Source organism: Roseomonas alba, from assembly GCF_019430885.1.
GTDB classification, from domain to species: domain Bacteria; phylum Pseudomonadota; class Alphaproteobacteria; order Acetobacterales; family Acetobacteraceae; genus Neoroseomonas; species Neoroseomonas alba.
Window position 1 is genome coordinate 442,266 of record NZ_JAHYBZ010000004.1, and the last position, 26,813, is coordinate 469,078.

Sequence of the window (26,813 nt, forward strand, 5' to 3'; positions counted from 1 at the left end):
ATGAGAGGTTGGTTCGCGCTGACGGCCGCCAGGTACTCGTCAAAGCCCAAGACGAAGAAAATCATGTCATGGTCGGTGTGCGGAGGCGGCGCGCAGCTTCGATGGAGTCCTGGCCGCAGTCGGTCGCTAGCCTTTGCCACCGCCCACTGTTTCTTCTAGTAGCTGTTCTCGCTCGCCTTCAGTCGGCACGGATGGCACCAATGCCTCTCGCATCAGGCGCCGCTTTCGATCAAGCAAGGCATGGAGATTCTGGTCGAAAGACCGCCTGGCGTCCGGCAGCATGGCCACCGGAACATGAATGGTGACTGGCCGCATTTGGCCAATGCGAAGGACGCGGCCATTGCATTGGTCCTCAACCGCCGGGTTCCACCAACGTGAGAGATGGATGACATGATTGGCTGCGGTGAGCGTGAGCCCAACGCCGCCGGCCCGCGGAGAAAGCAGCATGATATCGAAACCCGCGTTGGAAGCCTGGAAACTGTCGACGCGGGCCTGTCTTGCCCTACCATCTACCGTGCCGTTGATGACCATGGGCGTGGCGGGCAAGCGATAGCGTCGTTGCAATAGGCCCGCCAGGCGCGCTTGCATGGCTAGGTCATCAAGGAAGATCAGGGCTCGCTCGCCCTTTGCCGCGATCTCGTCGAGTGCCTCAATTGCAACGCTCAGGCGTGCGGAGCTGGCGATGAATGCCGCATCCCCGATCTCAATCCCGCTGTCCGGATGCAGGCAAATGGCGCGCAGTCGCTGCAGTGCCTCCAGAACCGAACCGCGTCGCGAGGCATCCTGGGCTGACCGAATGGTTTCCTCGTATTCCTCCAGTTGCATGGCCTGCATGACGGCCGTCCGCACCATCACTTCGCAGGCTGGAAGCTCTGGCAGGCGATCCTCCTTCAGACGACGCAAGAGCAGAGGGGGCTGCCTCTCCCTCTCCCGATCGAGGCTTTCACGCAAACGCCGCAGCGTCTCGGTGTCGGCGTTCCGCTCGAAGCGCGCGCTGAACGACTTCAGGTCGCCGAGGCAGCCGGGATGAACGGCGTCAACGATGCACCAGAGGTCCGCAAGACGGTTCTCGACTGGCGTTCCGGTAAGGCCGACGCGGAACTCCGCCTGCATCGCCTTCGCGGCGTCGGTCAGGCGCACACCCGGAGTTTTGATCTTCTGGGCCTCATCGAAGAGCAATGCAGCAAAACGCACCTCGCCGAAGTCGCGGTCGTAGTCGCGCAGCGTTTCATAAGTCGTCAGCACCCAGTCCGCCTCTCGCAACTTTCGGACATCGAGTGCAGGCCGACCGTCATGGTCCCGTCTTCGCATTGCCGCCAAACCACTGCCATAGGCGGCTGCACAGCGTCCCAAGCCGGGAGCGAGCAAGTGCCGGTCATGCTCCGCGCGCCAGTTTTCCAGCAAACCCGTCGGCGCGACGATTAGGATCGGCGCTCGTCGGATTAAGCCTGCCGTCATCCCTTCGCGGAGCCAGGCGAGAAAGGCCAATCCCTGCAGGGTCTTCCCCAAACCCATGTCGTCGGCAAGCAGTACGCCCGGAAGGCCTCTCGACCATGCGCGCTGCAGCCACGTGATACCTTCGGCCTGGTGCGGCATCGGTCGCGTCGCAAGCGCCTGTGGTAGGCGATGCAGCGGTGCAGGACGCGCTGGGGCTACGTCCTCCTCAACATCAAGCTCCTCCTCGTTGGGTTTAATCAGCAACGCCTCGGGAGCCGGCCCGGTGTTCTTCGGTGCGCGCGCCGGCCGCATCAATGCAGCCTCGGCCTGCTGCAGCGCCTCAAGGGTCTCGTGGCGGGCAGGGATCTCGACCCGCTCGCCCGCCACAATGAGATCTATGTTCGGTCTGCCTGCTCCGATCGCTTCCTCGATCCGGCTTTGCAAGGCCAGGATCTCATCCCGGCTTAATGCAATCGGGCGGCCGTCTACTTCGATCCCGCCAGCGGAGGCCTCACCACCTGCTGCCTCACCTTCATTCCCTTGGGGACCGAACCAATCCGTCGCGGGCAATGGAACCCACGGCAGCACGCGTCTCGTCCAAAGTCCAAGGCCCACCACGCGCTCCGACCAAACAGGCGTCTCCTGGAACACCTGCTCGAAAACAGTCGGGTCCGTCTCGTCCCCAAGGACCTCGCGCAGGAACGCGCGTGGGGAAGCGGCAAAGGCGCGCCGCGTCGCCGGCGGCGCCGAGGAGATGCGACGCACCTCTGCCAGCGCACGACGAAGCGGCGGTGCGAGCACCACGATCCAACCATCGCCGAGCGTGTAGACTGGGCGAGCAGTCGTAAACCCTTGGAACTGCTCCTCGCCAAAGCGACGCTGTTTCTCGGGCGCCAGGATTGGCTCCGAAGTCTCGGCGCCGCTGCGATGGAGGACAGGCACAAGGCTCAGCGCGTCTCCCTCCCCCTGGAGGTCCAGGGAGAAAGCATCCGCCTGAACAATGGTGATCCTACCGAGTAGCCCCCGCGCTGAGACTTCTCCCTGCAGTTCGGCTGCGGGCAGCGCTTCGCGAAGGGCCGCGATTGCCGCGAGCCGTGCGGCCATGTCGTCGGCCGAAGCGGCGGCAAGGCTGTCCACGGCCTCCGCGATATCAAGTAGGGTCGTCGGAAGCCGCTGCAGTTCGGCGCCAACCCGAAGCCACGCGCCGATTCGCTCTACGCCAAGCACCGCTTGGCCGTTCGAGCGCTGCCAGGAAAGTACGGCTCGGAAGCCAGGATGGACCAAGTTGCCGTGGCCTTCCACCACCGCGCGTAGTCCGGTCGCCGGTGGCAGGCCGACAACTGCAGCCTCGCGGGCACTCAGTCCAGCGATCGCTTGGTGTTCGACCAGCAGCGCCTCGCCCTCTGCAATGGCACTGCCAGCCGCGATGAGGCGTTGCGCCAGATCCACGCCCGGCAGCAGAGGGGCGGGCGCTTCGAGCGCCCACAGATCGATGGGCACGGCCGCATCGGGCCCTTCCAGTCGGATCTCCGTCCATTCCGATGATACACGATGGGTCAAGCGCAGCGTCATGTCGGCATCCAGTTGGAGCGGGTGAGCGTGATGCGGGCTTTCCGTGCGATCAGCTCCGCCGCGCTGCCCTGCCACACGCCGTTATCGGAGCCCCTATGCACTAGCCCCATCCCGTCAGCGGATCCTCCCACGCCGGTCTCCGGACTCGGCGGGAAAGGGAGCCCCTTGCTGACTAGATCATCCCGCGCGTAGGTCTGGCGATGCAGTGCTGGTGCATTCGCCCAGTCCCTTGGCCATGCACGTAACTTGCCGTTGTGGCTCCACTCGCAGACGACAAGCGGGCCAATGTGCATGAGCAGCACGGACTGATTGCCCTGCACGCCGCCACCCTCGAGGCGCCCGTGGGCGCCGGCAAGATCGCGCACTGCGCGGGCGGCTGATCCAACCCGATAGCCGAGGGCGAGCCAGGCATCCTCAATGGCGCCTCGCTCGAGGTACGCAGACCAGAACGCCTTGCGATAACGCCACTGATGGTCCAGCGCGTATTCGTCAATCAAGTCGAAGAAGGCGTCGAGAGAGGCGCGTGCGAGCCAGCGGCGCATCAGTGCCGTTGCGGTATCGCCGACAGGGGTCCAGTTCGGAGCGCGCGTTCGCGGATCCCCGAGATGCCGCAGGAGGAAGTCCCGCACGGGATCCCGCAGAGCCGCGTCCGGGGCACGCCCTGCATCGAGCCACGCACCAAGCAGGCCGCGGCCCACGGCACCCCGCATCTCCTGCCCGAAGCGAAGCTTGTCGTCCGGCGCCAGCACCGCAAGGCTGCGGTCGAGCATGACGCGCGCATCACTGCCGCGAAGCACCGCCGGCAGCATCGCCAGCAGCTCCGATAGGACGGCCCGCATGTAGCCGCCGGTCGCGCGGAATGAGTCATCGAGACCGATCGCCATCCAGATTTGGCCAACCTCCTGTCGGCCCGACAGCAAGGCCTTCGCAATCCGCGGCACGCCTTTGCTAGCGTCGAAGATGGCGAAGTCACGATCGGCCTCCTGCCAACGCTGCAGAAGGGCATCCTGCGAGGCTCGGAGCAACCTGCGTATAGCGAGGCCGCCCTCCCGTGCGACTCCGCTGTCTGCCGCGTAGTCGCGCAACCAGGCCTCGATCATCGCGCGGATGAGGCGAGGCGAAGCGCTCGCGGCTCCGATCATGGCCTCCATCAAACCCGGAATGGCCGCTCCTTGTGGCGATCCGTTCCACAGAATCCAGACGGCATTGCGCAATTCGCGTCGGGTGATAGGCACCTTGTCCCCGCCGGTGAATACCGCCTGCATTCGCTTGCGCAGCGCCTCGAGGTCGGTCGCGGAGGGGATGCGGATCCCCTGGAACATGGTCTCAAGCTGTGCGGCCGCGCGCTGGCTGGGTGACTTCGACAATTGGTCGAAAGCACGGGGCACCAAGGTGATGCCAGCCTTGAGCCGGCCAAGCGCATCACGGGCGTGGCTCATGGCGGCAGCCGTCGAAGCGCCTCGACCTGCTCGATCAGCCGCTGCACCTCTTCCGACGTCCGCGAGGAGAGGAGGAATCGCAGATCGATGCGACGGTTCTGGGCAAAGGCTACCTCCGTCGTGCCCCATGCAACGGGCCGCCGTTGGCCGTAGCCGGAGAGCCCGAGCAGCGGTACACCGTCAGCGTTCCGCAACTCGTCGAGCGAGGGCTGCAGCCGTCGCAGCTCGGCGAAAACGCTGAGTGCCCGGCTCGCTGAGAGCCGGTCGTTCTGCAGCACGGATTGCTCGGCGGTTTGGTTGGTGAAGCCTTGCTGGTCCGTGTGGCCTTCAATGAACACGGCTTCCAGGATGGGTGCATCTCGGGGGCCACAGCGCGAGCGATCGGTGGTGCCGTTGGTGAAGCAGGGGAGGATCCGCCCGAGGGTCTCGGCGAGAACCTGAACTGTTTGCTGGGCGCGCCCCAACAGATCGGCGCTTCCGGTGTTGAAGGGCACGTCCTCCGACAGACGCAAAACGCCCGACTGCTGGTCGATCCGGACTTGCATTCTACGTCCGTCTGGGAAGCGGTGTCGCTCCAATTCCGATTTGAGGCGGTCCAGTAGCTCGGCCCGCCCCTGCTCGCGCTCGCGGATCTCCTGCTGAAGACGGGCGATCACGGCGTCCAGCGCGGTCTGCAGTCGCTCGTTCTGCAAGCGGAGACGTTCATAACGATCGAGCGCGACGACCTGATCCCGTTCCGCGTCGCGGTAGTTCAGCGCGAAGACGGTGAGCATCAGCAGAAATATGAAGAGGATCCCGACCATCAGGTCGCTCACCGAGGCGAAGTATCCTTCGCCTCCCTCCGCGTCCGGCTCTGTCGTGCTACGCGCCATGGTCAGCGCTTCTTCATTTGGTCGAGGAAGTCACCCAGCGTCTCCTCGAGCTGCTTCACTGCTGCGCCCAGATGGCTCGTTGCCTTCGCAAGATTGCTATCAGTCTGCGTGACGAAGGCGGCAACCTGCCCAGTGAAGCCTTTGAGCCCCTTCTGCAATTCGTCGAGGGTGCGGGCGAGTTCCTTATCCACGCCTTCGAATCGGGCGGCGGCTTGGGTCAGCCCCTCCATGAGTCTGCCACTCGTCGTCTGCGTGCCTTCGAGGCGCGCCACGGCACCGGCGATCTGTTCCATCGCTGCGCGCAAACCTTCTGCAACGGCGCGAAGCGGCTGGACGGCATCCCTGGCCGCTGCTCCGGCTGCTTTGAGGTCTGCGGCGCCGACGGCGAACGGAGCGGACGAAGCGGTCACGACACTCTCCAAGTCCGCGATTCTGGCGGCGATGCGCTCGGCAGCCTCTCCGAGCAGCCGGGCTTGCGCACCCATACCTTCCATCCGAGCCGCCACCGCACTGCCAGCAGATTGGAGATGCGCGCCAGCAGCCTCCCCGCCCTCACGCAAAGCCGCGGCGGAAGCGGTACCGGCGTCAGTGACACCCTTGGCCGCCTCGGCGAGCGCTGCTGCCAGCGCCGTCCCTGCTTCGCCTAGCGAAACTCGCAGAACTTCTCCGCCTGCCGTCGCCTGTTCGCGGACCACTTCGCCCGCAGCGCCGACGCTCGTCCGCAGTTCCTCCAACATCGCGCGAAGCTCGTTTCGCATCCCCTCGGTTGCCTCGGCGATGCGCTGGACGGCGTCTTCGGCGCCACGTCCGAGTGCACCCCCAGACGCTTCTCCCGCCTTCTCCAGGATCGCAGCAACGTTCGCCGCGGTGGCTTCGAACCCCAAGGCAGCCGCCGCGATCCGCTCCGCTAGCGCCTCGAAAGCGGAGGATCCGGCCGTCCGGCTGGCCTCGGCGAGCGAGCGGAGCTCGCCCAGCATGGCGGCGAATTGCTCAGCAAGCCGGGCATTCGATGCCTGCGACTCTTCACCCATGCGGCGCTGCATATCGTTGGCCGCAGCTGAGAGCGTCTCGGCCACCTGCCGAGCTGCCACCTCGAAGGTGCTCGCGGCAGCCTCGATGCGCGCCGAGAGCTTCTCCCCGGCATCGGTGCCGACCGCCCGGGTCTGTTCCGCCGTGGCTCGTAGCGCTTCCACAACCCCCGTCATCTGATCGGTGATGCGGCCAAGAGCCCTTTCGGCGCCTTCCCCCATCCGCGTTGCCATCGAGTCGGCTGCTTGCGCCATGCGGACAGCAGCATCGCCAAGGCTGCTCTGCACCCCTTCGAGCCGGCTGCCGAGGCTCGAAAGGGTGTCCGCCACCTGCTGCATGCGATCCCCGGTACCGCCCTGAAGACGCTCTAGAAAGGCGTCGAGCATCGTCTGGATGGCATCCTCGTTGCGGGAGGACATGCCGGCCGCCAATTGCTGAACGGCCTGGGCCAGTGGCCCGACGTGCTCACCAAGGCGCTGATCGAACGCCCTGTCGAGCGCTGTACCGATGTTGATTGCGAGGTCCGTGTTGAAAGACTGGAGTTGCTCGTGCTGCTTCGAGAGAATGCGGTTGGCCTCAGCCTGAAGGGCTGCGGGCGTGACGAGCGGTACCCTGACTTCGACCGCCTCCAGAAACCGATCGAGCTCGGAGTCCGTTCTCTTGAGACTATCTTTACGAAGTAACGCATATGAAATGGACAAGAAAAGGCCGACGAGAGAGGTGATGAACTTAAATGAGGCAGTATCGAGCAGGTTCTTTAGTGCTCGGTTGCGCTCGGTCTGGACCGAATTGACCGGTAAGGGCCGGCTGGCTGTCTCCTGGACCGGCGCCTCCACGACGGTCCTGCGGGCGATCTCTTGAGCCGGTTCCCCTGCGACGATGCCGCCTGCTGTGCCGAGCGCCGCGGCCAACCCAAGGAAGGTGAAGAGGAGGCCGGCACCTACCAGCAAGTTCGGCATCGCTGCGTGATAGCGGGTATCGACTCCGACCGCCCGCAGCAGGGAACCGACGTCGAACCAGTCCCCCGCACGGCTGGTCGCCCGGACTACGCCGACCTGGTCCTGATCTTTCGGGATTAGCAGCGAATCACGAAATTCGCGCCAGCGCCCACCCACCAGAGGGATCTTCGCCAGTTCCGCCGAAAGGCTTTCATAGGTGCGCGTGAAGCCGGGGGCATCAGACACCGATTCAAGCCGCTGCCGCGCTTCGGCCAGTGCCTTCGACACAGCGCGCGTGCCGGACACGAGGCGGGCTGCTGAAAGCACGGCCCACGCCACGAGCAGGCCGACTACTGACCAAACAACCCAACTGCTCGCAATGATCGGCGCTATGAGATGCATGTTTCCTGTAGGCCCCAGTTTTAATAAGTTTGGCGCGACGATCGATGCAAAACAATCAAGGGCTCAGGCTGTTTGCCAGATGACTTCCACCGTCCTGGTCCGGGTTCTGGATGCTGACCGACCGCTGGAGGATCGCACCTGTCGCCTGCTGCGGCTGCGCGATGGCCGGCAGGCGGCTGTCTGGCGTGGGCTTGCCTATCCATTGCGTGACGATGGGGCAATCGATGTCGCGGGGCCGGGTATAGCGCCGGCCGAGTGCCTGCCGCCGGCACGGGACGTCGGCACAACTGAGCAATCGCTCCGTTGGGGCATTGTGGAGGGGGCGGAGGAGGCCTGGATCCTGTTGGCAGGTACCGTCACGGACCGTGACGGGGCGGCATCGCATCTTCGCGGAGCGGGCCTAGCCGTACTGCGCAGCGGTGCTTGGCTCGGCGATCCGGTCGATGGCTTCGCAGCGGACTGGTTCGTCCGCATTGCTCGCCCACCGGGCGGAGGCGAACTCCGGCGACTGATTGAGGGTGTTCTGGGCCATCCCTTTGGCGTTCCGCAGGCCGTAAGCGAAGCCTCCGAAGGCCTCCGCCAGCGTCTGGTGAGATCCGAGTTGGAGCGCTTGCGGACGGAGGCTGTCGCGCTGCGGGGTGAAGTCGCGCGGCTACGAGCGGACGCTGGCAGCGCGGCGGAGTTGGTCGCGCGCATCGCCACGCTGGAAGCCGCTCTCGATGACGCGAACCGAGAGTTGGCAAAGGAGAGAGCGACGCCTGCGGCCGTAGTGTCGACGGCATCGCCGGCTGTGGAGGCGCCGGCTTCCGCCCAGGCATCGCCACGCCTTGCGCGTCGCCTGCAGGACGAGGTTGCTGCCGTGCTGGAAACGCTGCTGCCCGGTATGCAGTTGCTGCGTGACAGTCTCGTCGTTGCGAGCGGGGAGTTCCGTGACCGCTCCGGATTCTACCGTGCACTCCGCGAACTGTCCCAAGGCGGCCCGCGTCTGCCGCCCGCATGGAAGAAGTTGCGCGGCATGGACGATTGGTGGGAACGCCATGTCAGCAACGGCGAGGACGACGCGGGGCGCGTCTATGCACGTGCCAGTCGCGGAGGATTGCAGTGGTCGGTCCTGCTGTCCCACAAGGGCGACCAGGAACGTGACCTCGTCTGGCTTCGGCGGACTATCTGCCACGAGGCGTGAGGCTATCGGTTGCTCTCTCCGGCGAATTACGTCTGCATCGATACCATGATGCCTTCGCCACGCCTCCCGCTCAGAGAGTGTATTTTACCGGTTCCCTTTCCTACACCACCGTTTCCCGACATGGGACCGCGGTTCCCCGGCCCGTCGGGCCGGGTCCCGCCGCACGTGGTCCCGCAGGATCCAGCCGCGATCCATCGCCTCCGCGACGCGGGTCTGTTCCGACAATTCGATCTGGTCGATCGCCGCCCCCTCGCGCAGGAGGGACAGCATGGCCGCTTCCGCCTCGGCCGCCGCGGCGGCAGGCAGGCCTTCGCCGAGGGGATGGGGGCGCCTTCAGCACGCGCGGCCAGGCGCGCTTCCTGAGCGATGCGTTGGGCACGGCCGGCTATCTTGAGGTCAATGCTGATGACGACCCCGGCGCGGCGGAATTTCGCAGCTGGGTCGAGTTCGCCACCACGACCGGCGGCGTGACCCTCACCGCATCCGATCTCGCCTTCGTCTGAGCGCCGGATCGCGGGCCGGGCGGGGCACGCCGCCCCTCACCCGGCCTGCTCGACCGCGCGCGCCATCGTCGCGGCCGCGGCATCGCCCAGGCCGGCCTCCTGCACCAGCGTGCGCCAGGTGAAGAAGCTCATCGCCAGCCGCAGCATCGCGGCCTGGGGCGGGGCGAGTCCCTCCCCCAGCACGGCCTCGCAGGCAGCCATGGGCGGGCCCAGGCGCAGCGCCGCGACCTCCCGCGTCAGGGCGTGGAATTCCGCGTCGCGCAACACGCAGGCGGCCAGCATGGCGTTGCGGGCATACCAGCCGTAGAGCGCCGCGAGGCCCGTGCGCAGCCGCGCCCCGCGCTCCGCGATCGCCCCCCAGGGCGCCGGGTCCGGCAGCGGATCGCGCACCAGGGACAGTTCCGAGCAGGCGAGGAAGAGGCTCCGCTCATCGGGAAAATGCGCATAGAGCGTGTGGCGCTGCACGCCGGCGCGCTCGGCGATCTGGCTCAGCGTCGTCAGCGCCGGGCCTTGCGTGCCGTGAAGGTCGACCGCGGCCTCCACGATGCGAAGCCGGGTCTGCGCCTGCTGCTCGGCCCGGCGCTTCAGCGTGTAGGTCCGCGTCATGTGATTTTCGATACACACATCCGTGTAATCATTGTTGCGCACCTCATCCTAATTTGGCTACACAAATACGTATCACGAAAATACCGCCGCGACCCAGCCCCACCCGGCGGCGTCCCATCAGACGGAGCCCCCCATGGAAACGCGCATCGACGAAATCGCCGACGGCATCTTCCGGCTGTCCACCTTCGTGCCGGACATCGCCCCGCCGGCCGGCTTCACCTTCAACCAGTTCCTCGTCCTCGGCGACGAGCCGCTGATGTTCCACACCGGGCTGCGACGGATGTTCCCGCTCAACCACGCGGCGCTGGCCCGCATCATCCCCGCCGAGCACCTGCGCTGGATCGCCTTCGGCCATTTCGAGGCCGATGAATGCGGCGCGATGAACGAATGGCTTGCCGCCGCGCCGCAGGCGACGCCGGCACATGGCCAGACCGGCTGCCTGGTCTCGCTGACCGACTTCGCCGACCGCGCCCCGCGCATCCTGGCGGATGGCGAGGTGATCAACCTCGGCCGCGGCAAGCGGTTGCGCTTCATCGACACGCCGCACACGCCCCATGGCTGGGACGCCGGGGTCATGTTCGAGGAATCGACGCGGACCCTGTTGTGCGGCGACCTCTTCACCCAGCTCGGCAACGACCGCGCCCTGACGGAAGGCGATGTCGTCGGCCCGGCGATCGCGGCCGAGGATCTGTTCCGCTACTCCGCACTCAATCCCGCCATGGGCGCGACCATCCGCAGCCTGGCCGCGCTGGCGCCGCGCACCTTGGCGCTGATGCACGGCCCGTCCTTCACGGGCGACGGTGCGACCGCGCTGAGCGCGCTCGCCGACGACTATGATCGCCGCGTATCCGGGGCGGTGCGGGCCATGACGGCCACAGTCTGATGCCTGGAGGGGCATTGCCGCATCGCTCCGAAGGTCGCGACGCCAAGGCGCCTTGGCGGGGCCACCGGAAGGGCAAGCCCCCTCCTGCGCCAAGGCCGCCCGCGCAGCAGCCGGTATCGCGCGAGGACGGCCCCCTGGCACAGGCCACGCCCCCCGGTGTCAGTTCCGCTGCGCCAGCCTCTGCCCGGCGATGTACCCCCAGGCCATGTTCGGCCCGATCGTCGTCCCCGTCCCGACATTGCGCGTGCCGATCGGGTTCGCCATGGCGATGCCGGCGGCGAAAAGGCCCGGGATCACGCTGCCGTCCGGTCGCAGCACCTCGGCGTGCTCGTTGGTCCGCGCGCCGCCCTTGGTGCCGAGGATCGACCGGCTGAAGGGCATGGCCAGGAAAGGTGCCTGGACGATCGGCTTGATCCCCGCCCGCCGCCGCTTGTCCCCGGCCGAGGCCGCGTCCGCCCGCGCCGGGCGGCCGAAATCCCGGTCCTCGCCGGCCTCGGCGAAGGCGTTGAAGCGGGCGACGCTGGCGGCCAGCGCCGCCGCCGGCACGCCGATCTGCGCAGCGAGGCCGGCGATGTCCCCGGCCTGGCGCATCCAGCCCGGATCGGCCTTCGCCGCCCAGCGCACCGGCGGGACATCGTCCAGCATCCGGGCGTCGGTGATGACCCAGGCCGGCAGATGCACCGGCTCGCCCGTTGCCGGGTCCCGGCGGTCGAGGGCCTCGCCGATATTGAAGGTCAGCTCGTTCATGAAGCGCTCGCCATGGCGGTCCACCAGCATGGCGTAGGGCTCGGTATGGAAGGGCACCGGCTGGGCCAGGACCCGTCCCTCGTAGCGCACGGGGATGGAAGGTGTGATCGTCGCCTGGTCCATCCGCGCCAATGCGGCGCCGGCCGCCTCGGCCATGCGCTGGCCATCGCCCTCATGCGCACCGGGGCTGCCGAAATAGTCGAGCGGGCCCGGGAAATGCCGCGCCATCAGCGCCTTGTCCCATTCGAAGCCGCCGGTCGCGATCACCACGCCGGCGCGGGCGGTCCAGGTCTCGCGCCGGCCGTTGCGTTCGACGATCGCGCCGGTCACCGCCCCCGTCGCGTCCTGGGTCAGCGACAGCGCGCGGGCGCCCATGCCGATCGTCACCCCGGCATCGAGGCAGCCCCGCACCAGCCCGGTCACCAGCGCCGTGCCCTTGCCGCGGGTGTTGGTCAGCAGCCGCCAAAGCAGCCGCGGCCACAACTCCAGGGCCGTGCGATAGGGCTTGTGGTAGAGGTCGGTGGTGACCGCCTCGTGATAGGTGAAGATCTCGGGGATGGTGGATTTGCGGATGCGGAGCGCGAAGCGCCCTGCCCGCCAGCGGCTGAGCGGCAGGGGCGACATCATCCGCCCACGCGGTTTCGCGCCCGGCAACGTCCGCAGTGGGTCAGGCTCCGGCGTCAGGGCGAAGCGCAGCGGGGTATGGGCCTCGACGAAGCGCAGCATCTCGGGCGCCGCGGCCACGAAAGCCTGCCACAGCGGCTCCTCTGTCGCCGCCCAGCCTTCCGGCGCGGCGGCGCGGATGTAGGTCAGGGCCTCCTCGGCGCTGTCCTCGATGCCGGCGGCCGCGGCCAGGTGGTTCGCTGGAATCCAGGTGCCGGCCCCGGACATCGCCGTGGTGCCACCCAGCCGGTCGGTTTTCTCCAGCACCGCGACCGACAATCCGCGCACCGCCGCGGTCAATGCCGCCGTCAGCCCCGCCGAGCCCGACCCGAGCACGAGCACATCCGTCGTATATTCCGCCATTGGCCCCGCCGATGGTGATGATCCCCCGATCCCATTGGCATCGGATCGGCGACCGCACCAGATTTGCGGCACCGAAAGGATACCGCCCCAATGCCCGACACCCTGCCCCAGCCCATCACCCGCACCGCCATTCATCCGGCGACCCGCATCGGCCATGTTCATCTGAAGGTCGCGAATATCGAGCGTGCGCTCGGCTTCTGGCGCGACGTCATCGGGCTCGAAGAACAGCAGCGCTACGGCGACCAGGCCGTCTTCCTGTCCGCCGGCGGCTACCACCACCACATCGCCCTCAACACCTGGGAGAGCAAGGACGGCGCCTGGCCGCCGCCGGGCACCACCGGTCTGTTCCACGTCGCGCTGCTCTACCCGGATCGCAAGGCGCTGGCTCAGGCGCTGCTGCGCTTGCTCGAAGCCGGGTGGCCGCTGGAAGGCGCGTCGGACCACGGCGTGTCGGAAGCACTCTACCTGCGCGACCCGGACGGCAACGGCGTCGAACTCTACCGCGACCGGCCGGAGGCCGATTGGCCCCGGGACGCGAGCGGGAAACTCGCCATGGTGACGCGGCGGCTCGACCTGAACGCGCTGCTGGCTGAGGCGAACTGACGCGGACGGGAGTTTAGCCGAGCCGCCCAAGGCGGCGGGCCCTCCCGCAGCCCGGAAGGACTCCGTTGGGACGGCCATCGAAGGAGTGCTGCCCAACGCATGGTGGGTGACGGCGATGGGAGAGGGGCGCTGCCCCTCCCCCCTCAACGGCGCCGGAAGCCGGTGCTGCCTTTTGCCCTTGGCCCTGGGGAATGACCGGTGCGGGCGGAATTGGAGGGGCACCGCCCCTCCAAACCACCCCGCCAAAGGCCCGAGGCCTTTGGAAACCGTCGCTTGGCGCCGAGCGCCGCTGGCAAAATGGCGGGCCGAAACCCGCTCTTGCGCACCGAAGGCGCTGCGAGGGTCCAGCATTACCCCCCGCCCTGCGCCAACCGAGTGCGGTCCAGGTACTCCAAGTACCTGGTGGGGTGGTTCGGAGGGGCGGCGCCCCTCCGATCTTCCTCGGCGGAAGTAGACCAGCCATCAGGAAGGCCCTTCGGCCTTTGCTGGGGTGACCCCGAGAGCGGCAAAGCCCCTCTCGGTTCGACAGGTCAGGAAATCGGGCCGCTGGCATTACGCCCCGATGCTGCCGCCACCCCGCTTCACGATGGCGATCACGGCCGGCCGCGGCGGCATGGTATCCTGGAAGTCCGGCCAGCGGGTCGAGGGCCGCTCGAAGGTGGACCCGCGATCCTCGCCCGGATGCTGGATGGCCAGGAAGATCGTGCTGTCGTCCGGCGTGAAGCACGGCCCGCAGACCTCGGCCCCCGTCGGCGCCTGGTAGAAGAGGCGCGTCAGCGCCCTGCCCGGCCCCTGGGTGTCGGACGCATAGAGCCCATCCGCCACGCCCGCCGCGCTCGGCGCACCATCAGTCGCGATCCAGATGCGGCCCTTGCTGTCGAAGGCGCAGTTGTCCGGGCAGGACAGCCAGCCCTGGTCGCTGGTGGCGCGGTGATAGCGCGCGCCGGCGTCCTGGCCGGGCTTGCCGGCGAGCAGGAAGATCTCCCACCGCGCCTCGGTCGCTGCATGGTCGGGACGGCCGTTCACGGAGGGCGGCACGATCTCGATGATGTGGCCATGCGCGTTGCGCGGCCGCGGATTGGCGCCGTCGATGCGATCCTCGCCGCGGCTCGTGTTGTTGGTCAGGATGACGTAGGTCCGGCCGGTCACCGGGTTGGTCTCGACATCCTCGGGGCGATCCATCGGCGTCGCGCGCAGCAGGTCGGCGGCGCGGCGGGTGTTGATCAGCACCTCGGCCTGGTTGCGGAAGCCGTTCTCGGCGGTCAGCGGGCCCTGGCCATGGACCAGCGGCAGCCAGGCCACCTTCCCGTCGTCGCTGAGGCGCGCGACGAACAGCGTGCCCTCGTCCAGCAGATCGCGGTTGGCAGCGCGGTCATTCGGGTTCCAGGGGCGCGCGGTGACGAACTTGTAGACGTAGTCGAAGCGCTCATCATCGCCGGAATACAGCACCACGCGGCCGTCATGGTTCACGACATGCGTGCAGCCTTCGTGCTTGAAGCGGCCGAGGGCGGTACGCTTCACCGGCACACTCTGCGGGTCGTAGGGGTCGAACTCCACCACCCAGCCGAAGCGGTTCGGCTCGTTCGGTTCCTTGTCGAGGTTGAAGCGATCCTCGAAGCGGCCCCAGGCATAGGAGGCGTTCTCGACAATGCCGTAGCGGCGATACATCTCGGCAAGCGCACCGGTGCGCGCGGCGGCGCCGCCGAAATACTGGTTGAAGTTCTCCTCGCAGGTCAGGACCGTGCCCCAGGGGGTGTTGCCGCCCGCGCAGTTGTTCAGCGTGCCGAACACCTTGGTGCCGGTCTGGTCGGCGCCGGTCTTCATCAGCTCATGGCCGGCGGCGGGGCCGCTGATGCGCATCTCGGTGGCGCCGGTGATGCGGCGGTTGTACCGGCCGGCCGGCACGGCGGCCCAGCGGCCATCGGTGCGGCGGACCTCCACGATGCTGAGGCCATGGGCCATCAGCTCGACCTTCGCCTGCTCGGCATTGGTGCGGAGCCGCGCCGCGCTGCCCGTGCCGATGCCGGCGAACATCATCGAGCTGTCGGTATATTCGTGGTTCACCACCAGCAGGCCGTGATCGGCGCTGCGCGAGCCCTGCGGCAGCGGCTTGAAGTCGATGAAGTCATTGTTGTAGCCGAATTGCTGCGCCTGGGCCGCTTCGGTCTGCGCCGTAGGGTCGAAGGCCGGCGCATCGGCCAGCACGGCATCGCCCCAGCGCATGACGATCTGCGTCTCGTAGCCCTCGGCCACCGCGTCGCGCTGGGCGAGCTGATGGCGCAGCTCAGGGAAGGTCAGGGTCGAGGGGCCGCCCGTCATCGGCACGCCCTGCGCGACCGCCTGCTGGGCGCCGGCGACGAGCTGGTCGGCGAAGGTCAGCGCCGCCGCGGCGCCGCCGAGGCCGCGCATCGCGGCGCGGCGCGACAGGCGACGGGCGATGATCTCGCCGATGGATTCACGGGGATCGGGGTTGCTGCCGATATCCTCGAGCTCGAGCTCGATGGCGGCGTCGGAAGACTGATTGTCCGGCATGTTCTTGTTCCGTCCTGGGTATCACCTGGGGCGGGCGGAGAGTGCTGGGCTACCAAGACAGTGACATGACACTTTCTTTGCGGTTTGGAGTCGCCGTGGACGCGCCGGCATCTGCGACCGATCCGCGCGCCGCAGCCCAAACGCGAAAGGGGGCCGCGTGGCCCCCTTCCCTGCCGTCCCCGACGCGTCAGCCCGCGTCAGAGGAGTTCCACGCGACCCGTCGCAAGGTCGTAGATTCCGCCCTTCACGGCGAGCGTGCCGCGCCCGATCAGATCGGTCAGGATCGGCGAGGACGTCTCCAGCCGCCGGACATTGTACTGGACGTTGGCGACCAGGGCCCGCCGCGTCACGTCCCCGCCCGTCTGGGCGAGCGCCGGCTCGATGCCGGGCTTCATGGCGGTGGCCAGGCCGGCGATGTTGCCGGGCAGGGTATTGCCCTGCCGCAGCGCGTCGACGGTCGCGTTCACGGCACCGCAGCTCGTATGGCCGAGCACGAGGATCAGCCGGGTGCCGAGCACGCCCGCCCCGAATTCCAGGCTGCCGAGCCCGTCGGCGGTGACGAAATTGCCGGCCACGCGCACCACGAAGAGGTCACCCGGCGACTGGTCGAAGGCAAGTTCCGGCGCGACGCGGGAATCCGCGCAGCCGAGGACCGCCGCGAAGGGATGCTGGCTCTGCGCCAGGCTGGCGCGCCGGGCCGAGAAGTCGCGTTCCCGCGGTTGGTTGGCGACATAGCGGGCATTGCCCTCCATCAGCGCGCGCAGCGCGGCATCGGGCGTTGCCGGGCGCTCCGCGGTCTGGGCCCGGGCCTGTGGCGCGGCGACCGTCGTGGCGAGCAGGGCCGCGCCCGCGGCGAAGAATGAACGGCGTCCGACGGATCCCGGATGACAGGCGAAACACATGGCGTCAGCACTCCCCAGATGACGATCCATGAATGGAATGTCATTCTGCCGTCGGCCGCGCAACTTTTGCGTGCATAAGGTCCGCCATGGGCCGAGCCGGGAAGCGGCGCCGCCGCGCCGCCACCCCCGCCCGGTTCAGCGCGGCCCGTCGGCCCGCTGGACGGTCAGTTCGAAGGCGCCCGAGGTGTTGCCCAACACGCTGGCGCGCACGAAGACGTCGCCCTTGCGCGCGGCCTCGACCTGGAGCCGGGAGGCGAGGCCCTCGCCCCCGTCATCGTCCTCCGACAGCACCTGGCCGGCCGAATCCAGCAATTCGAGCACCGTATCCGTGCCGTCGCGCAGGTCCCGCGTCGCGATCACCAGCGCGCCCGGCGGCAGGCGGAAATAGGCCTGCTGCCCGCGCCGCAGGCGGATCGGCGTCGCGCTGCCCGGTTCCAGCGCTGGCGCCTGCGCGGCCGCTTCGAGCGAGAGCGGGAAGGTCACCGGTTCCGGCACATCGGCCTCGACCGCGACCTCGAAATCGCCGGTGGCGTCGCCGAGCAGCCGCACGCGGACGAAGAGCGGCCGCGCATCCGACGCTGCGACCTCGATGCGGGAGGCAAGGCCGCCGCCCCCGTCATCGTCCTCGGCGACCTCGTTGCCTTCGGCGTCGAGCAGGGTCAGCACCGTATCCGCGTTGCGGCGAAGGTTCTGGGTGACCACGGCGATATCGCCGTCGGGCAGGCGGAACACCGCCGTCTGGCCGCGCCGCAGCCGCACCGGCACGGCCTGGCCGGCGACGAGGGCCGGCGCCGCGGCGGCCTCGCGCAGGGAGCGCGGGAAGCTCGGCGTGCTGCTTGGCGCCTCCGGCTCCAGCACCAGCTCGAAGCTGCCGCCGGTCAGGGCGCCGACGCGCAGGAACAGCGGGCGCCGCTGGGCGGCGGGGATGTCGAGGCGGGAGGCGAGCTGTTCCTCGCCCCCGTCATCGTCGGTGCCGATCTCGCGGCCATTGGCATCGAGCAGGGTCAGCACCGTGTCGGTGCCGGGATCGAGCCGCCGCGTCAGCGCCGTCAGGTCCGGCGCATTGGCCGGCAGGCGGAAGACCACTTCCTGCCGGCTGCGCAGCGTCAGCGGCAATGGCGTGCCGACATCGAGGGCCGGGCGGGTCACGGCCTCGGCCAGGGTGCGCGCCGGGGCGTTGGGATCGCGTGGCGGGGCGCGTTCCAGCATCACCTCGAAGCGGCCGGCGGCCCCTTCCAGGATGCCGACGCGCAGGAAGAGCGGCCCGCGCTGGTCGGCCCCGATCTCGAGGCGGGAGGCGAGGTTCTCCTCCCCGCCATCATCATCCTCCTCCAGCACGCGGCCCTGAGAATCAAGCAGCGCGATGACGGTATCGGCGTCGCGCGACAGGCGGCGCGTCTGGGCGACCAGGTCGCCCTGGCCTTCCGGCAGGCGGAGATAGGCGGTCTGGCCGCGGCCCAGCGCGACCGCGACGGGCATGCCGACCTCGATCGGCACCTGCTGCTGCGCATCGGCGAATTCGAGGGCGAGCGCAGGCAGCGCGGGCTGCGCGGCGAGCGGGATCGGGGCGCTGAAGGCGAGAAGCGCCGCGGTGGCGAGGACGGCATAACGCGTCGCCCGGCGGGTGTTCGGCCGATGCATCGCGGAGTCTCCCTGTGTTCCGTATGCAACAGCGCTAGCGCCGCGGGGGCGGGGGGGTCAATCGCGCCGCGCAGAATCCTGTGATCCGCTTCAGAGCCTCGCCCGATTCAACCGAGTTCGAAGCTGGTAATGCCGTAGATCATACGCAGCGGAAGGGTCGGGGCAGCCCCGGCATACATCCGCGCCGTCTCGAAGGCGGGGGCCATGCCGGCCTCGGCGGCCATGGCGATGGCGTCGGCATTGGGTTCCGGCAAGTCGAGGAAGACCGGGCCGGGCGGCGCCTCGGCGATCAGCGCGGCGAAGACGGCGCGCGCGGCCACGGGGTCCTCGGCAAAGAGCGGACCGATCTTCGAGCCTTCTCGGCAAGGCCGCAGCACGCCGAGGGCGCGGGGGCGCTGCGGGCCCATCACCAGCCGCGCGACATGGCCGGGCGCGCTGATCCAGCGGCGCAGGAAGGCGTCGCGCTCAGCCGGGAAGAAGCGGCGGTCGAAGGCGGCGAGGACGATGAAGGGCACGCTGTCGGCCGCGACGACCGGCGGCGCGGCGGCGATCCGCGGCGGGCGCGGCGTGGTCGCCCCGTAGCGGATGTTCCGGTGCGCCAGCACGAAGCCGGACCGGCGGTAGTTCTCCTGCTGCGCCACCACGCCGTCGAGCCCGGCCACGCCCGGCTGCAGCCGCGCCATCGCCGCCTTCCACAGGGCCATCCCATGGCCCAACCCGCGGAATTCGGGCCGCACGATGTAAAATCCGAGGAAGCCGAAGCCGTCGCCGTAGCGCACGGCGGAGACGCAACCGATCGCTGCGCCATCCTCCTCGGCGATCAGGAAGCCGTCGGGGTCGGCGGCGAGGAAGCAGGCGGCATCGCCGAGGCCGGGATTCCAGCCCTCCGCCGCCGCCCAGTCGAGCGCGAGCGACAGGTCGTCGGGCCGCATGGTGCGGATGGTCGCGGCAGTCATCGCGTCGCCTCCCCCGGCAGCACCCGCGCGGCGCGATAGCCCGCGATGTGGCGGTCGATCATGGTCAGGCTGTCCAGAGCCTTCGTGAAGCCCGCCATCCGCGCCGCATCCATCGCGAACTGGACCTCGTAGCCGAGGCCCAGGAAGAAATCCGCGAAGTCCCAGCTCGCCACGCGATCAAGCGGCAGGGTCAGGCCATGGCGCGCGCGCAGCGTGTCCCACACCGCCTCCCGCCCCGCCATCAGCACGCGCATCGACGCATCACTCGGGCCGCCGGCGGCGAGGCCGAAGCGTGCCGCGAGCAGCGCCCAGACCTCGGGCCAACGCATCGCGTCGCCATTGGTCACATTGAAGGCGCGGTTGGCGCAACGCGGGTCGCGCATCATCCACAGCACGGCGTCGGCGAGCAGCCCGGCCTCGGTGACCTGCTGCGGCGCCTCCCAGGCGGCGACGGAGCCGGGAAAGTCGAAAGGCAACCCGGCCTCGCGGCAGATCGCGGCGTAGGCCCCGAGCGTCGAGACCATGTTGCGCGCCCGCCCCGGCGCGACATCCATCACGAAGTTCGGCCGGCTCGCCGACCAGGACCAGGCACGCCCGGCCTGGCGCGCCGCGACCAGGTCCTGCTGCGCGTGATAGAATCCGGCCTGGGCGGGACGCGGATCATCCTCCCGCGCCGGGACGGGAAACGGGCCGAGGTGCATCCCGTACCACTTGCCGCCCTGGATCATGTGCAGGTGCGCGAAGCCCGGCAGCACCGCCTCGGCCGCATCCAGCAGGTTGCGCAGCATGGCGACATTGGCGGGAATGTCCTCGATCCCCGTCTCCCCATGTGGCGCGCGCGAGGCGTAGAGGAGATGCGTGATATCCGGCCGCGCCGCGAGGGCGCGGCGCAGGCCGTCGGGATCCGTGAGATCGGCCTCGATCCAGTCGCCCGCCCCGTCGGGACGGCGGCGCGACAGGCCGGTGACGCGCCAGTACGGGTCGGCGAGCGCGGCGTCCATCATGCGGGACGCCGCGGCACCGCTCGCACCCGCCACGAGAAGACCCGTCGCCGCCATGCCGTGCTCCCCTGCCGCTTGCGCGTCAGGCTAGACGAACGCGGCGGCCTGTCACCCCTCAGCGCCAGCCGAGCGCCGGGGCGACCTGCTTCAGGATGCCCTCGATGACATGGGCGCAGTAGTCGACGCCGAGCTGATTCGGGATGGTCAGCAGCAACGTGTCGGCCTCGGCGATCGCCTCATCCTCGCGGAGCTGGCGGATCAGCGCCTCGGGCTCGGCGGCGTAGCCGCGGCCGAAGATGGCGCGCGTCTTCTCGTCGATGAAGCCGACCTGGTCCTCCTCCTTGCCGCCACGGCCGAAATAGGCGCGGTCGCGATCGTCCAGCAGCGGGAAGATGGATCGGCTGACCGACACGCGCGGCGTGCGTGCGTGCCCGGCCTCCTTCCAGGCCTCGCGATAGACGCGGATCTGCTTGGCCTGCTGGATGTGGAAGGGCTCGCCGGTCTCGTCGTCCTTCAGCGTGGAGCTCTGCAGGTTCATCCCCCGCTGCGCCGCCCAGATAGCGGTGGCGTTGGAACCGGAGCCCCACCAGATCCGCTCGCGCAAGCCTTCCGAATGCGGCTCGAGGCGCAGCAGACCCGGCGGGTTGGGGAACATCGGGCGCGGATTGGGCTTGGCGAAGCCCTCGCCCTTCAGCACCTCGAGGAACACCTCGGCATGGCGGCGGCCCATGTCGGCGTCGCTCTCGCCTTCCGCAGGGGCGTATCCGAAGTGGCGCCAGCCATCGATCACCTGCTCGGGCGAACCGCGGCTGAGGCCGAGTTGCAGCCGCCCACCGCTGATCAGGTCGGCCGCGCCGGCATCCTCCGCCATGTAGAGCGGGTTCTCGTAGCGCATGTCGATCACGGCGGTGCCGAGCTCGATGGTCTTGGTCTTCGCCCCCATGGCGGCGAGCAGCGGAAAGGGCGAGGCAAGCTGCCGCGCGAAATGGTGCACGCGGACATAGGCGCCATCCGCGCCGAGTTCCTCCGCCGCGGCGGCGAGGTCGATGGATTGCAGCAGGGCATCGGCCGCCGAGCGGGTGCCGGATTGCGGCGACGGTGTCCAATGGCCGAAGGAGAGAAAGCCGATCTTCTTCATGACGAACCTGGTCCAGTGGGCGGGCGTGATCGCCCGCGTTGGGTCGTCATATGCCGTGTGATGCGCCGGGAACCCAATCACCGGGATCGATGATGGTCATGGCATTAGGTCGAATGGGCTTTGCGCCCTTCACGCATCGTGCACCAAAGGCCGACAGGCCTCCTGATGACCCTGATAGGTCCGCTGGGACGGAGCCGGAGGGGCGCCGCCCCTCCGGACCACCCCGCCCAGGCCACAGTGTGGCCTGGACCGCCGGCACTTGGTGCCGGGCGCAGCGTGCATGCTGCTCCCTCCCAGCGCCCTTTTCGCGCAAGGGCGTGTTTCCGCCCCCGTCCTGACCATGGCGCACGCTGCCAAGTGACGGTTTCCAAGGGCCTCGGGCCTATGGTGGCGTGAGGTTCGGAGAGGGGCAGAGCCCGTCTCCAAACGCCGCCCTCAATGCATCACATCGCCGCCATTCGGCGACAGGCACGCCCCCACGTAGAAATTCCCTCCCGGCCCTGCCAGCAGCAGCGCCGTCGCCGCGATGTCCTCCGGCACGCCAAGCCGGCCCGCCGGCAGCGTCGCCTCGATTGCCGCCCGCCATTCCGGCCCGCGCACCCGGGTTAGCGCCGTATCGATCGGCCCCGGCGCGATGCTGTTCACCCGCACACCGTGCGGGGCGGCCTCCAGCGCCAGCGCCCGGGTGAAGGACAGGATCGCACCCTTGGCCGCGCAATAGGGCACGATGCCGGCCGCCCCCTTGAAGGCGAGCTGGGAGGAGAGGGTGATGATCCGCCCCCGGCCCCGCGCCACCATGCCGGGATAGACCGCCTGCGCGGCGACCGCCGTGTGCATCACATGGACGTCGAGGATCCGGCGGAAGACCTCCTCCGTCAGTGTCTCGAAGGCGCCGCGGATGTTGATCCCGGCATTGGTCACGAGGATGTCGGCGGGACCGAGGGCGGCCTCGGCTGCCGCGATGAAGCCACGCAGGCGGCCGCTGTCGGCGACGTCCAGCGCCTCGTGATGCACGCGACGGCCCACGGCGGCGATGGCGGCCGCGGTCTCCGCCGCGCCCGCGCCGTCATCAAGGTGGCAGAAGGCGACATCCGCCCCGGCGCGGGCGAAGCTGCGCGCGATCGCCGCCCCGATGCCACGGCTGCCCCCGGTGATGATCGCGACCTGCCCCGCCAGTTCCGTCATGCCCGCCGCCCCTGCTGCCGGCGCGCATGCTCGCATCGCTGCTCCGCGCCGGCCAGATATGGCCGCGCGGGCGGCGCTCAGGCAGGGTTTCCGGCCAAGCCGCCCGGAGAGACCGCATGGACCAGGAAACCCCCTCACCCGCCGCGATCCAGGCCATTGTCCATCGCGGCGTGCCGCTCGCCGCCGCCTGGGGGGTGGAAGTCGTCGCGTCCGAGGGCGGCACCGCCACCTGCCGCCTGCCCTGGCGGGAGGACTTGCTGCGCCCTGGGGGGACCGTGTCCGGCCCGGCGCTGATGGGCCTTGCCGACGTCGCCATGTGGGCGGCGCTGCTCGGGGTCACCGGCGGGCGGGACGAAAGTCTGACCACCAGCCTGACCATCCATTTCCTGCGCCGCCTGGCCCCGGGGCCCGTGCTGGCCGAGGCACGGCTGCTCAGGCGCGGGCGGCTGATCGTGGGCGAGGTGCTGATCCGCTCCGAGGCTTCGGAGGAGATCGCCGCCCATGTGACGACCCAATGGGCCGCGGTCAGCCCTTCCGCGCGCCCCAGCCGATGAAGGGGCCGTTGCGCCAGCCCGACTTCCCGTAGCGGAAGGGCGCGCCGTCGGGGCCCACTACCTGGCCGCCCGCCGCATCCAGCACCGCCTGGCCGGCCGCCGTGTCCCATTCCATCGTGGGTCCGAAGCGCGGATAGACATCCGCCTCCCCCGCCGCGACCAGGCAGAATTTCAGCGAGGACCCGACGGAACGCAGCCCGGCGACAGGCTGTTCGGCCAGGAAGGCCTCGGTCGCCTCGTCCCGATGCGAACGGCTGGCCACCGCCACGACGCCCTCCGATTCCGGCGCCCGGCAGCCGATTCGGTGCCAGTCGGCCTCGCCGACCTGCTTCGTCCAGGCGCCGGCACCGACCGCCCCGGCCCAGAGCCGGCCAAGCGCGGGGGCAAGGACCACGCCGACCACCGGGCGGCCCCCTTCGACCAGGGCGATGTTCACGGTGAACTCGCCGTTGCGGGAGATGAACTCCCGCGTCCCGTCCAGCGGATCGACCAGGATGAAGGTCTCGGCCGGGTCGGGGGCGCGATGCGCGGCATCCTCCTCCGACACCACGGGAATGCCGGGGCAATCGCGGGCGAGCCCTGCCAGGATCACCCTGTGGGCGGCGAGATCGGCCTCGGTCACCGGGCTGCCATCAGCCTTCGCGGTTGCGGCGGCATGGCCATAGACCGCGAGGATCGCGGCCCCGGCCTCTTCCGCGATGGCCGCGAAAATCCTCGAAAGCCGGGTCCTGGCGCCAGCGTCGGTGATCACTCGGGACAACTCCTCGATATCATGGTGCAGTGCAACTTGCGCGAGCATATCCGGCATGGGAAGAGGTGAGACAGCCAACCTGCCCTGCTCTGGCCGCGCCGCCGCATCGAAGAGGAATCCGTGACGAGCTCCTCCATCAAAGCACCGCTGACGCCGCATCTCGCGCGGCTCGAGGCAGAATCGATCGGGATCATTCGCGAAGTCGCGGCCTCCTTCCGCAAGCCTGTGATGCTCTACAGCATCGGCAAGGATTCCGGGGTGATGCTGCATCTGGCGCTCAAGGCCTTCGCGCCCGGCAAACCGCCCTTCCCGCTGCTGCATGTCGATACAACCTGGAAGTTCCGCGAGATGATCGCCTTCCGCGACATGATGGCGCAGCGCGTCGGGATGGAGCTGCTCGTCCACACCAACCCCGATGGCATCGCGCGCGGCATCAGCCCGATCGCCTCGGGATCGGCCCTTCACACACAGGTGATGAAGACCGAGGCGCTGAAGCAGGCGCTCGACAAATGGGGCTTCGACGCGGCCTTCGGCGGCGCGCGGCGCGATGAGGAGAAGTCGCGCGCGAAGGAGCGCGTCTTCTCCTTCCGTGGCCAGGGGCATTCCTGGGACCCGCGCGCGCAGCGGCCGGAGCTGTGGTCGCTGTTCAACACGCGCATCCGCGACGGCGAGAGCATCCGTGTCTTTCCGCTGTCGAATTGGACCGAATACGACGTGTGGGACTACGTCCTTGCCGAGGACCTCCCCGTCGTGCCGCTCTACTTCGCCAAGCAGCGCCCGGTCGTGAAGCGGTCGGGCACCTGGATCATGGTCGATGACGACCGGCTGCCGCTGAACCCGGGCGAGACGCCCGAGATGCGGATGGTCCGCTTCCGGACTCTCGGTTGCTATCCGCTCTCGGGCGCCGTCGAAAGCACAGCCGCAACGCTGCCCGACATCATCGCCGAGATGCGCGCCGCCAAGACCAGCGAGCGTCAGGGGCGCCTCATCGACAGCGACGAGGAAGCCTCGATGGAGAAGAAGAAGCGCGAGGGCTATTTCTGACATGACGCAACAGCGCGCGCCGGAAGCCCGCGAGCTTCTGCGGTTCCTCACCTGCGGTTCGGTCGATGACGGCAAGTCCACGCTGATCGGGCGGCTGCTCTACGACAGCCAGCTCATCTTCGAGGACACGCTGGCGGCCATCACCAAGGACAGCCGCAAGCACGGCACCACCGGCGAGGACATCGACCTCGCCTTGCTGGTCGATGGACTTGAGGCCGAGCGGCAGCAGGGCATCACCATCGATGTCGCCTACCGCTTCTTCCAGACGCCGAGGCGCAGCTTCATCGTCGCCGACACGCCGGGCCACGAGCAGTACACGCGCAACATGGCGACGGGTGCCTCGGGCGCCTCGCTCGCCGTCATCCTGATCGACGCGCGCAAGGGCGTGCTGACCCAGACGCGCCGGCATTCCTACATCTGCTCGTTGCTGGGCATCCGCGATATCGTGGTCGCGGTGAACAAGATCGACCTGGTGAACTTCAGCGAGGACACCTTCGACCGCATCGTCGGCGACTATGTCACCTTCGCCTCGGAACTCGGCTTCCGGTCCATCGCGCCGATCCCGATGAGCGCGCGTTTCGGCGACAACGTCACCGTGCGATCGGGCAACACGCCCTGGTATCACGGCCCGACGCTGATCGAGCATCTCGAGACCGTGGACGTCTCGCAGGATCTTGCGGGGCATCCCTTCCGCTTTCCGGTGCAGTGGGTGAACCGGCCGAATCTCGACTTCCGGGGCTTCTCGGGCACCATCGCCTCGGGCCGCATCGCGCCAGGCGACCAGGTGGTGGTCGCGGCGTCGGGCAAGACGTCGCGCATCGCGCGCATCGTCACCGCCGATGGCGATCTCGAGGTCGCCGAACCGGGCCAGGCCGTGACGCTGACACTGGAAGACGAGGTCGACGTCGCCCGCGGCGACATCCTGGTCCGCCCCGCCGAACGCCCGCCCGTCGCCGACCAGTTCGCCGGCCATCTGCTGTGGATGGATGAGGAGGCGATGCTGCCCGGTCGCTCCTATCTGATGCGCATCGGCCATGTCTGGACGCCGTGCTCGGTGACGTCGATCCGCCACCGCGTGGATGTGAACACGCTGGAGGAGCATGCGGCGCGCCGCCTGACGCTGAACGAGATCGGATTCTGCAACTTCTCCGCCGGCCAGCCGATCCCGGTCGATGCCTATGCGGACAACCGCACCACCGGCGCCTTCATCCTGGTGGACCGCTTCACCAACCGCACCGCGGCTGCCGGCATGGTCGCCTTCCCGCTGCGCCGCGCGTCCAACATCCACCATGAACATTTCACGGTGGACAAGTCGGCGCGCGCGGCACTGTCCGGCAACAAGCCGATGGTGCTGTGGTTCACCGGCCTGTCGGGGTCCGGCAAGTCGACCATCGCCAACATCGTCGAGCAGGCGCTGCACCGCGCGGGCCGGCAGACCTACAGCCTGGACGGCGACAACATCCGCCACGGGCTGTGCCGCGACCTGGGCTTCACCGCCGAGGACCGCGTCGAGAACATCCGCCGCGTCGGCGAGGTCGCGAAGCTCTTCGTCGACGCGGGGATGATCGTGCTGTGCTCCTTCATCTCGCCCTTCCGCGCGGAACGGCGGATGGTGCGCGACCTGCTCGGCGCCGGCGAGTTCGTCGAGGTCTTCGTCGACACTCCGATCGAAGCCTGCATCGCGCGCGATCCGAAGGGGCTCTACGCCAAGGCGCAGGCGGGGCAGATCAAGAACTTCACCGGCATCGACAGCCCCTATGAAGCGCCGGAGGCGCCGGAGCTGCATGTCTCCACGGTGGGACGCAACGCGGAGGAATGCGCAACCGCGGTGCTGGAACGGCTGCGGGAACGCGGGATCGCCTGCTGAGG

At 68.8% G+C, this 26,813-nt stretch carries 22 protein-coding genes; 7 read left to right on the plus strand and 15 right to left on the minus strand.

Annotated features, from left to right (window positions below; all coding sequences use genetic code 11):
• Positions 1–126: 126 nt before the first annotated feature.
• Genes KPL78_RS13835 through KPL78_RS13850 form a run of 4 tightly spaced genes read right to left on the minus strand, consistent with a single transcriptional unit; the run spans position 127 to position 7,689 of the window.
• Positions 127–3,009 carry a DEAD/DEAH box helicase gene (locus KPL78_RS13835; RefSeq protein ID WP_219763539.1) on the minus strand — a complete coding sequence of 961 codons (2,883 nt, stop codon included), beginning with the start codon at positions 3,007–3,009 and terminating at the stop codon, positions 127–129.
• Positions 3,006–4,448 (minus strand): EH signature domain-containing protein, encoded by a 1,443-nt coding sequence (locus KPL78_RS13840; protein ID WP_219763540.1) that lies wholly within the window; start codon positions 4,446–4,448, stop codon positions 3,006–3,008. Before KPL78_RS13840 ends, KPL78_RS13835 begins: the two co-directional genes overlap by 4 nt.
• A complete protein-coding gene (locus tag KPL78_RS13845) occupies positions 4,445–5,263 on the minus strand; it encodes an OmpA/MotB family protein (RefSeq protein ID WP_219763541.1) in 819 nt (272 codons plus the stop codon). The genes KPL78_RS13840 and KPL78_RS13845 overlap by 4 nt, the downstream gene beginning before the upstream one ends.
• A 59-nt stretch (positions 5,264–5,322) precedes the next feature.
• Positions 5,323–7,689 (minus strand): hypothetical protein, encoded by a 2,367-nt coding sequence (locus KPL78_RS13850; protein WP_219763542.1) that lies wholly within the window; start codon positions 7,687–7,689, stop codon positions 5,323–5,325.
• A 79-nt stretch (positions 7,690–7,768) separates the two neighbouring features.
• Between KPL78_RS13850 and KPL78_RS13855 the strand changes: the two genes are divergently transcribed.
• Entirely contained in the window at positions 7,769–8,872 is a 1,104-nt protein-coding gene (locus tag KPL78_RS13855; protein ID WP_219763543.1) for a hypothetical protein, read from the plus strand.
• Positions 8,873–8,956: 84 nt separating this feature from the next.
• Here KPL78_RS13855 and KPL78_RS13860 read toward each other — a convergent pair whose 3' ends face one another.
• On the minus strand, positions 8,957–9,142 hold the full coding sequence (locus KPL78_RS13860; protein WP_219763544.1) for a hypothetical protein: 186 nt from the start codon (positions 9,140–9,142) through the stop codon (positions 8,957–8,959).
• Between the two features lie 101 nt (positions 9,143–9,243).
• Here KPL78_RS13860 and KPL78_RS30205 point away from each other — a divergent pair, with 101 nt between their 5' ends.
• Positions 9,244–9,375, plus strand: a complete 132-nt coding sequence (locus KPL78_RS30205; RefSeq protein ID WP_255568973.1) for a hypothetical protein — start codon at positions 9,244–9,246, stop codon at positions 9,373–9,375.
• Positions 9,376–9,411: 36 nt separating this feature from the next.
• Here KPL78_RS30205 and KPL78_RS13865 read toward each other — a convergent pair whose 3' ends face one another.
• Positions 9,412–9,981: a TetR/AcrR family transcriptional regulator gene (locus KPL78_RS13865; RefSeq protein ID WP_219763545.1), complete on the minus strand. Its 570-nt coding sequence runs from the start codon at positions 9,979–9,981 to the stop codon at positions 9,412–9,414.
• Between the two features lie 133 nt (positions 9,982–10,114).
• Here KPL78_RS13865 and KPL78_RS13870 point away from each other — a divergent pair, with 133 nt between their 5' ends.
• Positions 10,115–10,864, plus strand: a complete 750-nt coding sequence (locus KPL78_RS13870) for an oxygen-binding di-iron domain-containing protein (protein ID WP_219763546.1) — start codon at positions 10,115–10,117, stop codon at positions 10,862–10,864.
• Between the two features lie 159 nt (positions 10,865–11,023).
• Here the strand turns inward: KPL78_RS13870 and KPL78_RS13875 are convergent, their stop codons facing one another.
• Positions 11,024–12,637 carry an FAD-dependent oxidoreductase gene (locus KPL78_RS13875; RefSeq protein ID WP_219763547.1) on the minus strand — a complete coding sequence of 538 codons (1,614 nt, stop codon included), beginning with the start codon at positions 12,635–12,637 and terminating at the stop codon, positions 11,024–11,026.
• A gap of 90 nt (positions 12,638–12,727) precedes the next feature.
• Here KPL78_RS13875 and KPL78_RS13880 point away from each other — a divergent pair, with 90 nt between their 5' ends.
• Positions 12,728–13,240, plus strand: coding sequence for a VOC family protein (locus KPL78_RS13880; RefSeq protein ID WP_219763548.1), 513 nt, complete (start codon positions 12,728–12,730; stop codon positions 13,238–13,240).
• A 552-nt stretch (positions 13,241–13,792) separates the two neighbouring features.
• On the opposite strand, the gene KPL78_RS13885 is transcribed toward KPL78_RS13880, so the two are convergent.
• From KPL78_RS13885 to KPL78_RS13915, 7 genes are all read right to left on the minus strand, one after another.
• Positions 13,793–15,772, minus strand: a complete 1,980-nt coding sequence (locus tag KPL78_RS13885) for a PhoX family protein (RefSeq protein ID WP_219763549.1) — start codon at positions 15,770–15,772, stop codon at positions 13,793–13,795.
• Positions 15,773–15,969: 197 nt separating this feature from the next.
• A complete protein-coding gene (locus KPL78_RS13890; RefSeq protein ID WP_219763550.1) occupies positions 15,970–16,704 on the minus strand; it encodes a carbonic anhydrase in 735 nt (244 codons plus the stop codon).
• Positions 16,705–16,809: 105 nt separating this feature from the next.
• Positions 16,810–18,315, minus strand: a complete 1,506-nt coding sequence (locus tag KPL78_RS13895; RefSeq protein ID WP_219763551.1) for a hypothetical protein — start codon at positions 18,313–18,315, stop codon at positions 16,810–16,812.
• Between the two features lie 107 nt (positions 18,316–18,422).
• On the minus strand, positions 18,423–19,271 hold the full coding sequence (locus tag KPL78_RS13900) for a GNAT family N-acetyltransferase (RefSeq protein WP_219763552.1): 849 nt from the start codon (positions 19,269–19,271) through the stop codon (positions 18,423–18,425).
• On the minus strand, positions 19,268–20,329 hold the full coding sequence (locus KPL78_RS13905) for an SDR family oxidoreductase (RefSeq protein WP_219763553.1): 1,062 nt from the start codon (positions 20,327–20,329) through the stop codon (positions 19,268–19,270). The genes KPL78_RS13900 and KPL78_RS13905 overlap by 4 nt, the downstream gene beginning before the upstream one ends.
• 58 nt (positions 20,330–20,387) lie before the next feature.
• Complete coding sequence (locus KPL78_RS13910; RefSeq protein ID WP_219763554.1) at positions 20,388–21,410, minus strand: LLM class flavin-dependent oxidoreductase; 1,023 nt, start codon at positions 21,408–21,410, stop codon at positions 20,388–20,390.
• Between the two features lie 435 nt (positions 21,411–21,845).
• On the minus strand, positions 21,846–22,595 hold the full coding sequence (locus KPL78_RS13915) for an SDR family NAD(P)-dependent oxidoreductase (RefSeq protein ID WP_219763555.1): 750 nt from the start codon (positions 22,593–22,595) through the stop codon (positions 21,846–21,848).
• A gap of 116 nt (positions 22,596–22,711) precedes the next feature.
• Here KPL78_RS13915 and KPL78_RS13920 point away from each other — a divergent pair, with 116 nt between their 5' ends.
• Positions 22,712–23,149, plus strand: coding sequence for a PaaI family thioesterase (locus KPL78_RS13920; RefSeq protein WP_219763556.1), 438 nt, complete (start codon positions 22,712–22,714; stop codon positions 23,147–23,149).
• Here KPL78_RS13920 and cysQ read toward each other — a convergent pair.
• Positions 23,121–23,900, minus strand: coding sequence for a 3'(2'),5'-bisphosphate nucleotidase CysQ (gene cysQ / locus KPL78_RS13925; protein ID WP_369412751.1), 780 nt, complete (start codon positions 23,898–23,900; stop codon positions 23,121–23,123). The two genes, KPL78_RS13920 and cysQ, sit on opposite strands and share 29 nt — an antisense overlap.
• A gap of 120 nt (positions 23,901–24,020) precedes the next feature.
• Between cysQ and cysD the strand changes: the two genes are divergently transcribed.
• Together cysD and cysN are read left to right on the plus strand one after the other, a co-directional pair.
• Positions 24,021–24,944 carry a sulfate adenylyltransferase subunit CysD gene (gene cysD, locus KPL78_RS13930; RefSeq protein ID WP_369412752.1) on the plus strand — a complete coding sequence of 308 codons (924 nt, stop codon included), beginning with the start codon at positions 24,021–24,023 and terminating at the stop codon, positions 24,942–24,944.
• A 1-nt stretch (position 24,945) separates the two neighbouring features.
• Positions 24,946–26,811 (plus strand): sulfate adenylyltransferase subunit CysN, encoded by a 1,866-nt coding sequence (gene cysN, locus KPL78_RS13935; protein ID WP_219763558.1) that lies wholly within the window; start codon positions 24,946–24,948, stop codon positions 26,809–26,811.
• The last annotated feature ends 2 nt before the right edge of the window (positions 26,812–26,813 follow it).

What these genes read in the sequence shown, in the direction of transcription:
- KPL78_RS13860 (WP_219763544.1), bottom strand. Translation starts at nt 9,142, where the DNA reads ATGCTGTCCCTCCTGCGCGAGGGGGCGGCGATCGACCAGATCGAATTG.
- KPL78_RS13895 (WP_219763551.1), bottom strand. Translation starts at nt 18,315, where the DNA reads ATGCATCGGCCGAACACCCGCCGGGCGACGCGTTATGCCGTCCTCGCC.
- KPL78_RS13855 (WP_219763543.1), top strand. Translation starts at nt 7,769, where the DNA reads ATGACTTCCACCGTCCTGGTCCGGGTTCTGGATGCTGACCGACCGCTG.
- KPL78_RS13875 (WP_219763547.1), bottom strand. Translation starts at nt 12,637, where the DNA reads ATGGCGGAATATACGACGGATGTGCTCGTGCTCGGGTCGGGCTCGGCG.
- KPL78_RS13840 (WP_219763540.1), bottom strand. Translation starts at nt 4,448, where the DNA reads ATGAGCCACGCCCGTGATGCGCTTGGCCGGCTCAAGGCTGGCATCACC.
- KPL78_RS13920 (WP_219763556.1), top strand. Translation starts at nt 22,712, where the DNA reads ATGGACCAGGAAACCCCCTCACCCGCCGCGATCCAGGCCATTGTCCAT.
- KPL78_RS13835 (WP_219763539.1), bottom strand. Translation starts at nt 3,009, where the DNA reads ATGACGCTGCGCTTGACCCATCGTGTATCATCGGAATGGACGGAGATC.
- KPL78_RS13900 (WP_219763552.1), bottom strand. Translation starts at nt 19,271, where the DNA reads ATGACTGCCGCGACCATCCGCACCATGCGGCCCGACGACCTGTCGCTC.
- KPL78_RS13910 (WP_219763554.1), bottom strand. Translation starts at nt 21,410, where the DNA reads ATGAAGAAGATCGGCTTTCTCTCCTTCGGCCATTGGACACCGTCGCCG.
- KPL78_RS13890 (WP_219763550.1), bottom strand. Translation starts at nt 16,704, where the DNA reads ATGGATCGTCATCTGGGGAGTGCTGACGCCATGTGTTTCGCCTGTCAT.
- KPL78_RS13915 (WP_219763555.1), bottom strand. Translation starts at nt 22,595, where the DNA reads ATGACGGAACTGGCGGGGCAGGTCGCGATCATCACCGGGGGCAGCCGT.
- cysN (WP_219763558.1), top strand. Translation starts at nt 24,946, where the DNA reads ATGACGCAACAGCGCGCGCCGGAAGCCCGCGAGCTTCTGCGGTTCCTC.
- KPL78_RS13865 (WP_219763545.1), bottom strand. Translation starts at nt 9,981, where the DNA reads ATGACGCGGACCTACACGCTGAAGCGCCGGGCCGAGCAGCAGGCGCAG.
- KPL78_RS13880 (WP_219763548.1), top strand. Translation starts at nt 12,728, where the DNA reads ATGCCCGACACCCTGCCCCAGCCCATCACCCGCACCGCCATTCATCCG.
- KPL78_RS13905 (WP_219763553.1), bottom strand. Translation starts at nt 20,329, where the DNA reads ATGGCGGCGACGGGTCTTCTCGTGGCGGGTGCGAGCGGTGCCGCGGCG.
- KPL78_RS13870 (WP_219763546.1), top strand. Translation starts at nt 10,115, where the DNA reads ATGGAAACGCGCATCGACGAAATCGCCGACGGCATCTTCCGGCTGTCC.
- KPL78_RS13885 (WP_219763549.1), bottom strand. Translation starts at nt 15,772, where the DNA reads ATGCCGGACAATCAGTCTTCCGACGCCGCCATCGAGCTCGAGCTCGAG.
- KPL78_RS13850 (WP_219763542.1), bottom strand. Translation starts at nt 7,689, where the DNA reads ATGCATCTCATAGCGCCGATCATTGCGAGCAGTTGGGTTGTTTGGTCA.